The sequence below is a fragment of the Ruegeria sp. SCP11 genome, from assembly GCF_040329455.1.
Lineage (GTDB): Bacteria > Pseudomonadota > Alphaproteobacteria > Rhodobacterales > Rhodobacteraceae > Ruegeria > Ruegeria atlantica_E.
Map to the genome: position 1 here is coordinate 23232 of NZ_JBDZYG010000017.1, position 13648 is coordinate 36879.

20 protein-coding genes are annotated in these 13648 nt (G+C 59.0%); 7 read left to right on the plus strand and 13 right to left on the minus strand.

The features are described from left to right. Positions 1-41: 41 nt before the first annotated feature. The 7 genes from acpS to folK all read right to left on the minus strand — a co-directional run bounded on the left by acpS (position 42) and on the right by folK (position 5708). Positions 42-461 carry a holo-ACP synthase gene (gene acpS, locus ABLN94_RS20850; protein ID WP_352996086.1) on the minus strand — a complete coding sequence of 140 codons (420 nt, stop codon included), beginning with the start codon at positions 459-461 and terminating at the stop codon, positions 42-44. Beyond that, positions 458-1081, minus strand: a complete 624-nt coding sequence (locus ABLN94_RS20855) for a LysE family translocator (RefSeq protein WP_352996088.1) — start codon at positions 1079-1081, stop codon at positions 458-460. Before ABLN94_RS20855 ends, acpS begins: the two co-directional genes overlap by 4 nt. Next, positions 1078-1824, minus strand: a complete 747-nt coding sequence (locus ABLN94_RS20860; protein ID WP_352996089.1) for a pyridoxine 5'-phosphate synthase — start codon at positions 1822-1824, stop codon at positions 1078-1080. The genes ABLN94_RS20855 and ABLN94_RS20860 overlap by 4 nt, the downstream gene beginning before the upstream one ends. Continuing rightward, a complete protein-coding gene (locus ABLN94_RS20865) occupies positions 1817-2515 on the minus strand; it encodes a DUF2062 domain-containing protein (RefSeq protein ID WP_352996091.1) in 699 nt (232 codons plus the stop codon). The genes ABLN94_RS20860 and ABLN94_RS20865 overlap by 8 nt, the downstream gene beginning before the upstream one ends. 16 nt (positions 2516-2531) lie before the next feature. Further along, entirely contained in the window at positions 2532-4664 is a 2133-nt protein-coding gene (locus tag ABLN94_RS20870; RefSeq protein ID WP_170493864.1) for a RelA/SpoT family protein, read from the minus strand. Between the two features lie 26 nt (positions 4665-4690). Further along, complete coding sequence (gene rpoZ / locus ABLN94_RS20875) at positions 4691-5044, minus strand: DNA-directed RNA polymerase subunit omega (RefSeq protein ID WP_170493860.1); 354 nt, start codon at positions 5042-5044, stop codon at positions 4691-4693. A gap of 94 nt (positions 5045-5138) precedes the next feature. After that, a complete protein-coding gene (gene folK, locus ABLN94_RS20880) occupies positions 5139-5708 on the minus strand; it encodes a 2-amino-4-hydroxy-6-hydroxymethyldihydropteridine diphosphokinase (RefSeq protein WP_352996093.1) in 570 nt (189 codons plus the stop codon). 140 nt (positions 5709-5848) lie between these two features. On the opposite strand from folK, the gene ABLN94_RS20885 reads away from it, so the two are divergent. The 7 genes from ABLN94_RS20885 to ABLN94_RS20915 all read left to right on the plus strand — a co-directional run bounded on the left by ABLN94_RS20885 (position 5849) and on the right by ABLN94_RS20915 (position 10302). Next, positions 5849-6424, plus strand: a complete 576-nt coding sequence (locus tag ABLN94_RS20885) for an NYN domain-containing protein (protein WP_058283597.1) — start codon at positions 5849-5851, stop codon at positions 6422-6424. A 193-nt stretch (positions 6425-6617) separates the two neighbouring features. Further along, on the plus strand, positions 6618-7568 hold the full coding sequence (ispH, locus tag ABLN94_RS20890; protein ID WP_352996094.1) for a 4-hydroxy-3-methylbut-2-enyl diphosphate reductase: 951 nt from the start codon (positions 6618-6620) through the stop codon (positions 7566-7568). After that, positions 7565-8017 carry a DUF3429 domain-containing protein gene (locus ABLN94_RS20895; RefSeq protein ID WP_352996096.1) on the plus strand — a complete coding sequence of 151 codons (453 nt, stop codon included), beginning with the start codon at positions 7565-7567 and terminating at the stop codon, positions 8015-8017. Before ispH ends, ABLN94_RS20895 begins: the two co-directional genes overlap by 4 nt. Next, positions 8014-8598, plus strand: a complete 585-nt coding sequence (locus ABLN94_RS20900; protein WP_352996098.1) for a class I SAM-dependent methyltransferase — start codon at positions 8014-8016, stop codon at positions 8596-8598. The genes ABLN94_RS20895 and ABLN94_RS20900 overlap by 4 nt, the downstream gene beginning before the upstream one ends. Further along, positions 8591-9058: a ribonuclease HI gene (gene rnhA / locus ABLN94_RS20905; protein WP_352996100.1), complete on the plus strand. Its 468-nt coding sequence runs from the start codon at positions 8591-8593 to the stop codon at positions 9056-9058. The genes ABLN94_RS20900 and rnhA overlap by 8 nt, the downstream gene beginning before the upstream one ends. Further along, positions 9055-9678 (plus strand): trimeric intracellular cation channel family protein, encoded by a 624-nt coding sequence (locus ABLN94_RS20910; RefSeq protein WP_352996101.1) that lies wholly within the window; start codon positions 9055-9057, stop codon positions 9676-9678. Before rnhA ends, ABLN94_RS20910 begins: the two co-directional genes overlap by 4 nt. A gap of 24 nt (positions 9679-9702) precedes the next feature. After that, a complete protein-coding gene (locus ABLN94_RS20915; protein ID WP_352996102.1) occupies positions 9703-10302 on the plus strand; it encodes an alpha/beta hydrolase in 600 nt (199 codons plus the stop codon). Here ABLN94_RS20915 and speB read toward each other — a convergent pair. The 6 genes from speB to def (ABLN94_RS20945) all read right to left on the minus strand — a co-directional run bounded on the left by speB (position 10299) and on the right by def (ABLN94_RS20945) (position 13590). After that, positions 10299-11120, minus strand: coding sequence for an agmatinase (speB, locus tag ABLN94_RS20920; protein WP_352996104.1), 822 nt, complete (start codon positions 11118-11120; stop codon positions 10299-10301). The genes ABLN94_RS20915 and speB overlap by 4 nt on opposite strands. A gap of 63 nt (positions 11121-11183) precedes the next feature. Continuing rightward, a complete protein-coding gene (locus tag ABLN94_RS20925; protein WP_352996106.1) occupies positions 11184-11420 on the minus strand; it encodes a GlsB/YeaQ/YmgE family stress response membrane protein in 237 nt (78 codons plus the stop codon). Between the two features lies 1 nt (position 11421). Next, positions 11422-11658, minus strand: a complete 237-nt coding sequence (locus ABLN94_RS20930; protein ID WP_352996107.1) for a hypothetical protein — start codon at positions 11656-11658, stop codon at positions 11422-11424. A gap of 5 nt (positions 11659-11663) precedes the next feature. Then, entirely contained in the window at positions 11664-12578 is a 915-nt protein-coding gene (fmt, locus tag ABLN94_RS20935) for a methionyl-tRNA formyltransferase (RefSeq protein ID WP_352996108.1), read from the minus strand. Between the two features lie 2 nt (positions 12579-12580). Next, positions 12581-13075: a peptide deformylase gene (def, locus tag ABLN94_RS20940; RefSeq protein WP_352996110.1), complete on the minus strand. Its 495-nt coding sequence runs from the start codon at positions 13073-13075 to the stop codon at positions 12581-12583. Beyond that, on the minus strand, positions 13072-13590 hold the full coding sequence (gene def, locus ABLN94_RS20945; RefSeq protein WP_352996111.1) for a peptide deformylase: 519 nt from the start codon (positions 13588-13590) through the stop codon (positions 13072-13074). The genes def (ABLN94_RS20940) and def (ABLN94_RS20945) overlap by 4 nt, the downstream gene beginning before the upstream one ends. Between the last annotated feature and the right edge of the window lie 58 nt (positions 13591-13648).

The following is a 13648-nucleotide window of genomic DNA, read 5'->3' on the forward strand; positions in this document are numbered from 1 at the left end:
TTGGTTGTTGGGGTGCTACATGCGGGGCCGAGGGGGGCAAGTCAAGGCTGCGCGGCGCGATCTTGAAGCGGGCGCGCTTCGATCACCACGAAGGCCTGCGCCCAAGGATGGTCGTCGGTCAGGGTGACATGGATGATTGCCTCGTACCCTTCAGGCGTCATCTCTTTCAGGCGCTCAGCGGCCCAGCCGGTGACGTGCATCACGGGCTGGCCGGTGCGCAGGTTGGTGACCGCCATATCCTTCCACGCGATCCCCATCCGCAACCCGGTACCCAGAGCCTTGGAGCACGCCTCTTTCGCGGCCCAGCGTTTGGCATAGGTGCCTGCCGTGTCGGCGCGGCGCTCGGCTTTGCTCTGCTCGGTCTCGGTGAAAACGCGGTTGCGGAACCGGTCGCCGAACCGGTCGAGCGTACCTTGGATGCGGTCGATATTCGCGAGGTCTGTACCGATGCCGAGGATCATTGCAGCCGCACCGTCAGAATCTTATAACTCGCTACCCCGAAAAATCCTGCAAATGCAAAATCAAACCAACGGCGCGCGCGGCGATAGGTGCGGACCATGCGCTCGGACGAGAACAGGAAGGCATACCCGATGAAGATCAAAAGCGATCCCGCGTAGAGCATTGCAAAATAGCCCAGTAGCATCGACAGACTGGCATCACTAGGCGCGACGATGGCGTAGATAGACCCCCAGCTGAGGATGGCTTTGGGGTTGGTCACGTGTATAGCCGCACCTTTGGTGAAGATCGTTGGCAACGATCCTGTGACTGGTTTGCCCAGCGCCACCTCATCCGATGTCATAGCCCTTCTCAATGCCTTGAGTGCCAGCCACCCCAAGTACGCCACACCGATATAGCGGATGACTTCAAAGACCCAGATATTTGCCAGCATAATAGCCGAAAGCCCAAGCGCTGCAGCAAAGCCCCAAGCAGCTGAACCAGCGCAAATACCCAAGGCGAAAGTCAAACCCGCCTTACGGCCTTCGTTCATCGCGGTGCCCGCAATACCCATCGTTGCTGGTCCCGGCGATCCGCCGGCCATGAGCCAAGCGAACCAGATGGCGATGAACGCAGGCGTTATCATGCGCGCGCCTCATCCATCAGTCGGCGCATCTCGGCAATGGCGGGGGTCAGCCCACGGAAAATCGACTCGCCGATCAGAAAGTGGCCGATATTCAGCTCTCGCACCTCGGGGAAGGACGCAATCGGTTGCACCGTGTCATAGGTCAGGCCGTGACCTGCATGGACCTCCAATCCCAGCGAATGTGCGAATGCAGACATTTCACGCAAGCTTTCCAACTCACGCTCGGCCTCGTCCATCCGGCCTTCGGCATGGGCGTCGCAATAGGCTCCGGTGTGAAGTTCTATAACCTCTGCTCCAATGCGGTGCGCGGCTTCGATCTGGCGCTGGTCGGCAGCGATGAAAATGGAGACGCGGCAACCCGCCTTGCGCAGCGGGGCGATGTAATGGGCCAGCTTGTTTTCCTCGCGCGCGACCTCAAGCCCCCCTTCTGTCGTCCGTTCCTCACGCTTTTCGGGAACGATGCAGACCGCGTGGGGTTTGTGGCGCAGGGCGATCTGCTGCATCTCGGGCGTGGCGGCCATCTCGAAATTCAACGGCACTGACAGAACCTCCATCAGCCCGTCGATATCGGCGTCAGAGATATGGCGACGGTCTTCACGCAGGTGTGCCGTGATGCCATCGGCACCAGCCTCTTCGGCCAGCTTGGCGGCGCGCAGCGGGTCGGGATAGGCTCCACCACGTGCGTTACGCACGGTTGCCACATGGTCAATATTTACGCCCAGACGCAGGTGGTTGTCAGACATCGCTTGATTCCTTTCCCGAATTCGGCCCTGAGCCTAATGGGTTTGCCACCGGAACGGCAGTCTTGGTTTCGGCCAAACGTTTGATTTCGTCGAATTTCGCCTTGATCCGGGCACGACGACGCTGCTGGTAGGTGCGCACCACTGGAAGGCTGAGGTAGTAGCAGATGAACCCGGCTATGAGCCCCGGAAATATGCCTCCGATCAGGTAGGGAAAGAACACTTCTTCATAGAATATGCTCAGCCCCCGCCAATCAGCGACGCGATCCGTGAACATAGCGAGAAAGTTGTTTTTCAGATCGCCAAAGGCCTTGGCAAAACTGTCCATCAGCCCGTGGGTCTCGCCTTCTTCAAAATCATCGCCCAGAAGGAAATGACCGGTCTGCAGACACACCACAGCAATGGGCACATAGGTCAGCGGATTTCCGAAAAAAGTACCACTGAGCGAAGCCAGAAAGTTGCCGTTGATCAAACGGCTGAGGAACGCCGCGATAAAGAAGTGGAAGCCATAAAAGGGCGTGAACGCGGCGAATACGCCCGCACCAACCCCGCGCGCTATGCGTTCAGGTGAATCCGGCAAGCGCCGGATGCGGTGTTTAACGTAGTGAAAGGCACGGGTCCAGCCACCGCGCGGATAGACGAATTCCGAAGCGATCTGAATGGGCGAGCGTCGGTCTCGGCGCTTGAAAACCACTCCTGATCACCCCTTCTCAGCCAGCCGCAACCGCGGTTTTTTCCCTGTCTCTGTAACGTTCGACCGCAGCGACGTCGCTTTCGGCCTCAAGCATCAGCATCAGCGAATGCAACTGTTCCAGATCGCGCAGCTCAACACTGATCAGCAGACGGTAAAAATCCGGTTTGCGGTCAACGAATTCCAGGTTCGAGATATTGGCCTTTTTCTCTCCGATCAATGTGCAAATGCGCCCCAAGACGCCTGCGTCATTGCCGATGGTCAGATCCAGCGTCACCCCATAGACGGCGGGGTGCGTGCCCGAATGCCAATGCAGGTCGACCCAGCGATCAGGCTCACTTTCATAGTCGGACAGCCGGTCACAGTCGATGGCATGAACGACCACACCCTTGCCACGATAGGTGATACCAACGATGCGTTCACCTGGCAGGGGCTGACAACAAGGCGCGCGTTCGAATTTCTGCCCCGGCTCAAGGCCGATCACCGCGCGGCGCAGTGGTATTGCGTCACCCTCATCCTTGGTGAGTTCGGGATACACGGCCTCGACCACGTCATGCGCGGTCAGTTCCGCGCTGCCCAGACGAGCCAGCAGCTCATGCCGGTCTTTCAGGCGCAAGTGTTTTGCGGCCGTATCCAGCGCCTTGTCCGTAGCCTTGCGGCCCACGTGCTCGAATCCTGCACGGGCCAGTTCCTTGCCAAGCTTGATAAAGCGTTCACGATCCACCTCGCGCAGCGCACGACGGATCGAGGTCCGGGCTTTGCCGGTGACCGCAATCTCAAGCCACGTCACTTGCGGTGTCTGACCGTCGGCAGTGATGATATCCACCGATTGGCCATTTTTGAGGCGAGTCCATAGTGGCACACGAATGCCATCCACTTTGGCCCCAACACAGGCGTGCCCAATACGAGTGTGGATAGCATAGGCGAAATCAATTGGCGTCGCACCGCGCGGCAACTTCACCACATCACCCTTGGGCGTGAAGCAGAACACCTGGTCCGAATACATTTCGAGTTTCACGGCCTCGAGGAAATCCTCGTGATCGTCCTCGCTGTCGAACTGTTCGGTCAGGTTGGCAATCCACTTGGCCGGGTCGACAGCAAATGGGTTTTCCGAGCGGACACCGTCCCGGTACGACCAATGCGCGGCAACGCCGGTTTCGGCTACGTCATGCATCTGACGGGTGCGGATCTGAACTTCTACTCGTTTACCGTCACGCCCTGAGACGGTGGTGTGGATCGAACGATACCCGTTCGATTTCGGCTGGCTGATATAATCCTTGAAACGCCCCGGCACCGCGCGCCAGCGCTGGTGAATCGCGCCTAGCGTCCGATAGCAGTCTTCCTCGGTCTGGGTGATGATGCGGAAACCGTAGATGTCGGACAGGCGCGAAAAGCCCTGATCCTTTTCCTGCATCTTGCGCCAGATCGAATAGGGTTTCTTGGCGCGTCCAAAAACCTCGGCGTCGATCCCAGCCTTTTCCAACTCGTGCCGCATGTCTCCGGTGATCCGATGGATCACATCGCCGGTTTCACGTTGCAGGGTGATAAAGCGGCGGATGATCGACTGACGGCCTTCGGGGTTCAACACACGGAAGGCAAGGTCTTCCAGTTCCTCGCGCATCCATTGCATACCCATCCGGCCCGCCAACGGCGCATAGATATCCATCGTCTCGCGCGCCTTGATCACCTGCTTTTCCGGGCGCATCGCCTTGATGGTGCGCATGTTGTGCAGACGGTCGGCCAGCTTGACGAGGATAACCCGCAGGTCCTTGGACATGGCCATGAACAGCTTGCGGAAATTCTCCGCCTGTTTCGTTTCACGACTGGAGAGCTGCAGATTGGTCAGCTTGGTAACACCATCGACAAGCTTTGCGACCTCATCCCCAAACAGCTCTGATACCTTGCCATAGCTGGCTTTGGTGTCCTCAATCGTGTCATGCAGCAGGGCTGTGATAATGGTCGCGTCATCCAGACGCTGTTCGGTCAGGATGGCGGCAACCGCAACGGGATGGGTGAAATAGGGTTCGCCGGAATGGCGGAATTGCCCCTCATGCATCTGCATCCCGAACTCATAGGCTCGGGCAATTCGCTCAGCATTGGTTTTGGGGTTGTAGTTGCGGACCAGCGCAATCAGGTCGTCAGCAGAAATCATCCGGTCCGCACCTTGTGTAGCTTGGGTTACCCCTGGCCTTGAGCCTCCATCAGAGCGCGCAGGAGCTTCTCTTCAGACATGTCATCCTCGACAGGCTTGTCCGATTCTGCGCCCATCAGCAGAGCCATCTGATCTTCTTCCGGCTCATCGACCTCGATCTGAGTCTGGTTGGCCTCGATCAGGCGCTCGCGCAGTTCGTCAGCACTCTGGGTCTCATCGGCGATCTCACGCAGAGACACGACGGGGTTTTTGTCGTTGTCACGGTCGACGGTGATCGATGCACCAGCAGAAATCTCACGCGCACGATGGGCGGCAAGCATCACCAGTTCGAACCGGTTTGGAACCTTGTCTACGCAATCTTCAACCGTCACGCGGGCCATTGGGCGCTCTCCGTTACTGAATCCATGTCAGGAAGACGTTTATCTAAGCGCGAATCCCCGCCTTGACAAGCAGGAAATGGCACGGTGCTGCGGTTCACAGTGGGGTGACCGCCTCAATATCAGCAGCGGGCAGGTCCGCCAGCATCTCGGTGACGGACTGCCCTAGCACTGGATGACGCCAATCCGGGGCCACATCCGCCATCGGAACCAATACAAATGCCCTGTCCTGAAGGCGTGGGTGCGGCAGGATCAGTTGATCTGGCGCTTGCTGTTTCTGCGCTTCTGGTGCCAGTGCCAGCCACCGGTCATATTCTGCCCGATTGGGCAGGATGAGATCGTCGTAACAAACAAGATCCAAATCCAGTGTTCGCATACCCCAGCGCTGCACCCGTTCGCGGCCAAACTCATGCTCGACCTCATGCAGCAAGTGCAGCAATTCTTGCGGGCTCTTGTCTGTTTCAATCAGCGCAGCCGCATTCACATAGTCCGGCCCGGCTCCGACCGGGAAACACGGTGTCTCAAAAAAGCGGCTAACGGCGCGAATCACCACCCCATGACGCGAAATCGCGTCAATACCCCTTTGAAGTGTCACCTTGGGCCCCGACTCTCTCAAACTGAGATTTGCGCCCAGCGCAATCACCGCTTTTAACGAAGAATTGCTCATTTTACCCCCCACATTCGGCGAATTGCATGCTTGCGATACACATTAAAAGTCCTAATTATAGAGGTATCAGCGCGTCGCTTATTTACTAGCTCACTCACCTAACACCCGGCGCCGCTGGTTTGTACCGGAAGGAAGTATTTATGTTTTATAAAGACGAACGGCTAGCGCTGTTCATCGACGGCTCGAATCTTTATGCGGCCGCTAAAGCACTGGGGTTTGACATCGACTACAAACTGCTGCGCCAGGAGTTCATGCGCCGCGGTAAGATGCTCCGGGCCTTTTACTACACAGCGCTACTTGAAAACGACGAGTATTCGCCGATCCGTCCTTTGGTTGACTGGCTGCATTACAATGGCTTCACCATGGTGACCAAACCCGCCAAGGAATACACTGACAGCATGGGGCGTCGGAAAGTCAAAGGAAACATGGATATCGAACTGACCGTCGATGCCATGGAACTGGCGCCGCGCGTCGATCATATCGTGCTGTTCTCGGGCGATGGGGATTTCCGCCCGCTGATTGCCAGCCTGCAGCGTCAGGGCGTACGTGTGTCCGTCGTATCGACCATCCGTAGCCAGCCGCCGATGATCTCGGATGAGCTGCGCCGCCAGGCCGACAACTTCATCGAGTTGGAAGACCTGCGCGATGTGATCGGGCGGCCTCCGCGAGAAATGCCGATGGAACCGCGCAGCGTTGCGGCCGCCGGTGGACAATAAGACCCCGGCCACTCAACAAACCGGGGGAAGAAATCGGCGCGGTCAGGACGGATGTTCCTGACCGCGCCTTTTTAACTATGAGCAGGTGCTGAAACATCTACTGGCTAGCACTGATTCATGTCAGGTTAATGACAAGGTCTCGTCTGGACCAAGGCTGAGAAAAGACTTACCTGTGGCCTATGGAGACCGTGACATGACCAAGCCCCCTTTGACTCTGTACCTTGCCGCCCCGCGTGGATTCTGCGCCGGCGTCGACCGCGCCATCAAGATCGTCGAAATGGCGCTGCAAAAATGGGGCGCACCCGTCTATGTGCGCCATGAGATCGTGCACAATAAATTCGTCGTCGACGGTCTGCGCGCAAAAGGTGCGGTCTTTGTCGAAGAGCTGGACGAATGCCCCGATGACCGACCGGTGATTTTCTCGGCTCATGGCGTTCCGAAATCTGTACCCGCCACAGCCGCCCAGCGCGAGATGATCTATGTCGATGCCACCTGCCCGCTGGTCTCCAAGGTCCATGTGGAAGCGCAGCGTCACGCCGATGCCGGTCTGCAAATGATCATGATCGGCCACAAGGGCCATCCTGAAACCGTCGGCACTATGGGACAGTTGCCAGAGGGCGAGGTTCTTCTGGTCGAAACGGTGGAGGATGTTGCTGCCGTGCAGGTGCGCGATCCGGAAAAGTTAGCCTTTGTCACCCAGACGACCCTGTCGGTGGATGACACCAAGGACATTATTGCTGCGCTCGAGACACGTTTCCCTGCCATCGTCGGTCCGCACAAGGAAGACATCTGCTACGCTACCACCAACCGACAAGAGGCGGTCAAAGCCGTAGCGCCGAAGTCAGATGCTTTGCTGGTCGTCGGTGCGCCAAATTCTTCGAACTCGCGCCGCCTGGTCGAAGTCGCCTCGCGCGCAGGATGTGACTATGCGCAACTTGTGCAGCGCGCGACCGAGATTGACTGGCGGGCGCTGGAAGGCATATCGTCCGTCGCCATCACCGCCGGGGCTTCGGCTCCCGAAGTGCTTGTCAACGAGGTGATCGACGCTTTCCGGGACCACTACGAAGTGACCGTGGAACTGGTCGAAACCGCCGTCGAGAATGTCGAGTTCAAGGTCCCGCGTGTATTGAGAGTACCCGCATGAACGGAGTTCCAAGGGCTCCGCTGATCCTAGGTTTGGCAGGGCTGATCCCGTTCATCTGGGGCGCGTTGACTTATCTGAGCGATGACCTGCACGCATGGGGCACACAAGCATTTGGCTCGCGCTTTGTGGGGCCTTATGTCCAACTGTTCTACGGCTCGGTGATCCTCAGCTTTATGTCAGGTGTTTTGTGGGGGTTCGCCACTAAGACCTCTGGTAGCAAGGCCGCGACCTTCTATACGCTGTCCGTTCTGCCTGCGCTCTGGGCGTTTTTCAAAACCGGCGGAGGACCAATCAGCGCCGGGATCAACCTGATGTATGGTTTTGCCGGACTGCTGGTGCTGGACGCCATCTTTGCCTATTGGCGGCTGACCCCGATCTGGTGGCTTCGATTGCGTGTAACGCTGACGGCCATTGTGCTCGCCTGTCTGGCTGTTGGAGTATACCTATGACCGACGAAAAAACGATCAACGCTTATGCGACACGCGTGGCCGAGTACCTACAAGTCCCGCTGCCGCCGGAGCAGATTGAAGCCCGCATGGCCTTTACCGAGGCTGTCGGCACAGGTCATGTTCTGGATCTCGGCTCTGGCCCCGGATCGGACAGCGCCTTTTTCATGCGCGAGGGTCTGACAGTGAGGGCGCTGGATCCCACCCCCGCCTTTGTGGAGTATGCGCGGGAAAACGGCGTCGATGCGCATCTGGGTACGTTTGACGACGTGACCGAGGAGGAGGAGTACGATGGTGTATATGCCAGCTTTTCTCTTCTGCACGCCACACGCGCGGAGTTCCCGCGCCATCTGGCCTCCATTCACCGGGCGCTGAAACCCGAGGGCACCTTTTTCCTCGGCTTGAAACTGGGCACTGGTGACCATCGCGATGATCTGGAGCGCTACTACACTTATTTCTCGCAGACCGAGATCGAAGAAGCTTTGACCCAGGCCGGATTCACCATCGACCGGATCACTACCGGCATGGGAGCGGGTCTGGCCGGGAATTACGACGGGTTCATTCTGGTGCTGGCCCATGCCTGAACTGTTTGCCTATACCGACGGCGCTTGTTCCGGCAATCCCGGCCCCGGAGGCTGGGGCGTGCTGCTGCGCGCGGTCGATGGCGAAACCGTCCTGAAAGAACGAGAGTTGAAAGGCGGTGAGGCCGAGACCACCAACAACCGCATGGAACTGCTGGCCGCTATCAGCGCGCTGGAGACACTGGAGAGGGCCTCGAAGATCACCGTCGTCACAGACAGCGCCTATGTGAAGAACGGCGTGACCGGCTGGATTTTCGGCTGGAAGCGGAACGGCTGGAAGACCTCGAACAAGAAGTCCGTTAAGAATGTCGATCTGTGGCAGCGGTTGGATGAGGCGCAAACCCGGCACGATGTGACCTGGGAATGGGTCAAGGGCCACGCTGGTCACCCCGAAAACGAAAAGGCCGACGAACTTGCCCGTGCGGGCATGGCCCCGTTCAAGCCGAAAAAGGCAAAATCTTGAGCGGCCTGGCTCTGCTGGACTATGCCTCGGTTCTGGTATTTGCCCTGACCGGCGCGCTGGTCGCCAGCCGGGCGCAGTTGGATTTGGTGGGGTTCGCCTTCATCGCCTGCCTGACGGCCGTGGGTGGCGGCACGGTACGGGACTTGCTGCTGAACCGGCATCCCGTGTTCTGGGTCGGTCAACCCGATTACATCCTGATTGCCTGCGGGGCGGCGATGTTGGTGTTTTTCACTGCCCATCTGATGGAAAGCCGGTACAATTGGCTGGTCTGGCTGGATAGCTTCGCCTTGTCGATCGCGGTGGCCGCTGGCACGGGCGCGGCTCTGTCGCTGGGCCAGTCCGGCATCATCGTCGTGTTGATGGGTGTTACCACCGGCTGTCTGGGCGGGCTGATGCGCGATGTGGTCTGCAACGAGGTGCCGCTGGTGCTGAAACAGGGCGAGCTTTATGTCTCTTGTGCCTTTGCCGGAGCTTTGACCGCAGTCTTTGCAACTCGTCTCGGGCTTGAGGGTCTGCTGGCATTGGGTTTATGCGCCTTGGTTTGTTGGGCCTTACGCGCCGGGTCGCTGCTGTTTGGCTGGCAATTGCCTGTTTACAAGGCCCGACCGCCACGGCAATAGGGCAGAAACGGGCAATAGATCGCGATGACCCTCCGAGTTTCATTTTTGGCCGCGGCACTGCTGCTGGCAGCGTGTGCGGACCAATACACTCCTGTCAGCTTCATCGCCGAAGGGGATCAGATCGTTGCATCGGGCACGATCGACCACACAACGCTCAGCGCGTTTGAAGAGGTCATGGATGAGAATCCCGACATCAAGACGCTAGTGCTGCAAAATATCGAAGGCTCGGTCGATGATGACTCGAATGTGGTTTTCAGCCGCGTGGTGCGAGAGGAGAGGTTCGATACGGTGGTGCCGTCAAACGGGCTGGTGGCCTCGGGCGGGACAGATCTGTTTTTGGCAGGCAACCGGCGCGTGCTGGAACCCGGCGCGTGCGTGGGGGTGCACAGTTGGAGCGGTGGCGGTTATGTCGCCACAGAATTGCCCGAAGGTCACCCCGAACATGGCCGATACCTCGACTATTTCGAGGACATCGGCGTCGATCCTGACTTTTATTGGTTCTCGCTGGATGCCGCCCCGGAAGGCGAGATGCACTGGATGACCTCGGCCGAGGCGAACCGGTACGATATGACCACCCGCGCAACCCCTCGACTTGGGACTGCTGCAATCTGCGACGAACGCTAGCGGGTCAGCAGCCGCGCGCCGATCTCTTTGACGAATTTCGCTGCCACCATGGCAGTCATGCCATAGGGATCGCGATGGGGGTTCAGCTCGACAATATCCGCACCGACCAACTGGCCTTCAAACCTGTGGATCAGGTCAATCACCTCACGCGTGCTGAGGCCGCCGGGTTCGTGATGCGAGACGCCCGGTGCAAACGCCGGGTCCAACGCGTCCAAATCCAGCGAAAGGTAAACCGGACCGTCAAAGCGAATTTCAAGATCTGGGCGCCAATTGCGCATGTCGATCACCTCGACCCCGAACTTGTCGGCTTGCTCCTGCTGGTGCTTGTTCATAGTGCGGATGCCAACCTGCACCAGACGGTTGATCCGGCATGTCTCCATCACTCGTGCGAACGGGCAGCCATGCCCCAGCGGACCGATCTGCTGGCTGTCGTAGAGGTCAGGGTGCGAGTCGATATGCAGGATATTCAGCCCCTTATATCGTTCTGAATGCGCCTTGATAAGCGGATGGGCCACCGAGTGATCGCCCCCCAGTGACAACAACCGCGCGCCGCTTGCGATCCGATCGACGGCACCAGCTTCGATCCGGTCGATGGGTTCTTGTCCCACCATCTCAAACACATCCAGATCGCCAGTGTCCTTGAATCGATCAGTTGCCCCCAGATCGGTGCCATCCTCGGCAGTCAGGTTGGCCGCCCCGGAATGCAGCGCCTCGCGGATGCGGCCCGGGGCAAATGCTGGCCCTTGCAAAAAGGACGAATGCAAATCCAGCGGCACCCCCATCAGGGCGACGTCTCCGGGATTCAGATCATGTGACATGGGGCACCTTTCGGGTCGAGCGTTCCGGCGATCTGGCCGTGAACCTACCCAAAGGTCAAGAGGTTAGCGGCGGACGTAGGTCTGCCAAATCCAGATCACCAGCAAAGCGCCCAGCACCGCACCGACAAAGCCCGACAGCCATCCGGACACGGTTATCAGCGCACGCAACAGGAACCCGCCGACCAGAGCACCCACGATGCCGATCAACATGGTGGTGGGAATGTCCGCCTCGATCCGCATCAACCGGGTGGCCAGAAATCCGGCGGCGGCTCCGATAACGATCAGGGCGATGACGGGCAAGCTATTTCCTCCAATGCGTCGGCACGATGATCAGCGCGCCGATGGACGACAGGACGGCGTCCAAACCGGGCGGGCCAAAGCTAACGCCAAACATGATGCGGACAAAGTAGAACAGGAACGCACCGCCCACGCAAATGATGACCGAGGGAAGGTATCCATTGTGGGTAAAGCCGGTTTTTTCGGAGAGGTAACCGACGATCCCTGCAATCACGACGGTGCCCATCAGGATCATGAACATCAGGCTTACTCCGATCTCAGGCGGGTTCCTGCCACAACTGGCCAACCCCGCAGGAAGGTTTCCGTATCCTGTGCCCCTTTCCCGGCCCGTTGCAGGCGCAGCAGGTCAATTGCCCCTTCGCCACAGGTCACCCGGAGTGTGTCATTCAGAACCTCTCCCGGCGCACCCTGCCCCTCGGCCAGACGCGAGGCGAGCAACTTGACACGGTCGCCTTCGATCATGGTCCAGGCTCCGGGGAACGGAGACAGGCCACGGATCTGGCGATCCACCTCTGCCGCCGGGCGGGTCCAGTCCACCCGCGCCTCGGCCTTGTCGATTTTGGAGGCATAGGTCACGCCGTCGTCAGGCTGTGGTTCTGGCGTCATTTCGGGCAGGCGGTTCAACGCCTCGACGATCAGATCAGCTCCCATCTCCGACAGTCGGTCATGCAGCTGCGCGGTGGTTTCTTCGGACTTGATAGGTGTCGCCTGACGCAGCAGCACCGGGCCGGTGTCCAGCCCGGCCTCCATCTGCATGATGCAGATGCCCGTTTCGTGATCGCCCGACATGATCGCCCGATGGATCGGCGCAGCCCCGCGCCAGCGCGGCAGCAGGCTTGCATGGATGTTCAGGCAACCTTGCACGGGTGCATCCAGAACAGGTTGCGGCAGCAATAGGCCATACGCAACGACGACAGCCACATCGGCGTTCAGCGACGCGAAGGCGTTTTGCTCCTCAGGCGATTTCAGCGAGACCGGGTGACGAACCTCTAGGCCCAGCGCCTCCGCCCTTGCGTGAACCGGTGTTGGACGATCCTTTTTGCCCCGACCCGCCGGCCGTGGCGGCTGACAATAGACAGCAGCAATCTCATGCCCGGCCTCAACCAGCGCATCCAGCACCGGGACTGAGAAATCGGGCGTACCCATGAAGACGACGCGCATATCTATCCCTGCTTCTTGGCTTTGCGCAGCAGCATGTCGCGCTTAACCTTGCTGAGACGGTCAAAATACATCCGGCCGTTCAAATGGTCGATCTGGTGTTGCACGCTTGTGGCCTCGATACCCACGAAATCACGGCGGTCGATCATGCCTTGCTCGTTCAGGTACTTCACCGTGACTGCGCGCGGACGCTTCACCTTGGCCGAAACACCTGGCAAGTTCGGGCTGGCTTCTTCGTGTTCGCGCAACTCAATCGAGCTATGAAGGACCTCGGGGTTGGCCAGTCGCACCGCACGGCCCCGCTCGGTCGATCCATCCACAACCGCCAATCGCAACATCACCCCAATCTGCGGGGCGGCGAGGCCGACGCCGGGCATCGCCTCCATCGTGTCAATCATATCGTCCCAGATGGCGCGGATTTCATCGGTGATCTCGGCGACGTCTTCGGCCTCGGATCGTAGGCGCTTATCAGGCCAAGGCAGACAAGTACGAACGGTCATGCGCGAGCCCGCTCGCGTTTCAACTTCTGCATTTTGCGCGTGATCATTTGGCGTTTCAGTGGCTTGAGGTAATCAATGAACAGCTTGCCGTTTAGGTGGTCGATCTCATGCTGCACGCAAGTCGCCCAGAGCCCGTCAAAGGTTTCTTGCTGCAGGTTGCCGTCGCGATCCATCCACGTCACGTCCACCACTTTGGGGCGGGTGACTTCTGCGAATTGCTCGGGAATCGACAGACAGCCTTCCTCGTAGACATTGGTTTCGTCCGACGACGCAATGACCTCGGGGTTGAACATGACCAGCGGGCGGGCAGCTTCGCCCTCTTCCTTGACGCAGTCCAGTACGATCAGCCGATCCAGCACACCGATCTGTGGCGCGGCAAGGCCAATACCAGGCGCGTCATACATGGTCTCAAGCATGTCGTCGGCCAATGTGCGCAGCTCGTCCGACAGGTCGGTGACCGGGGCACAGACCTTTTTCAAACGTGGGTCGGGATGGATCAGGATATTGCGTTTCATGAGGTTGATTTAGGCCATCCCGCCCCCCGCCGCAACGCCCCCCCTTGCGCCTGCTGGA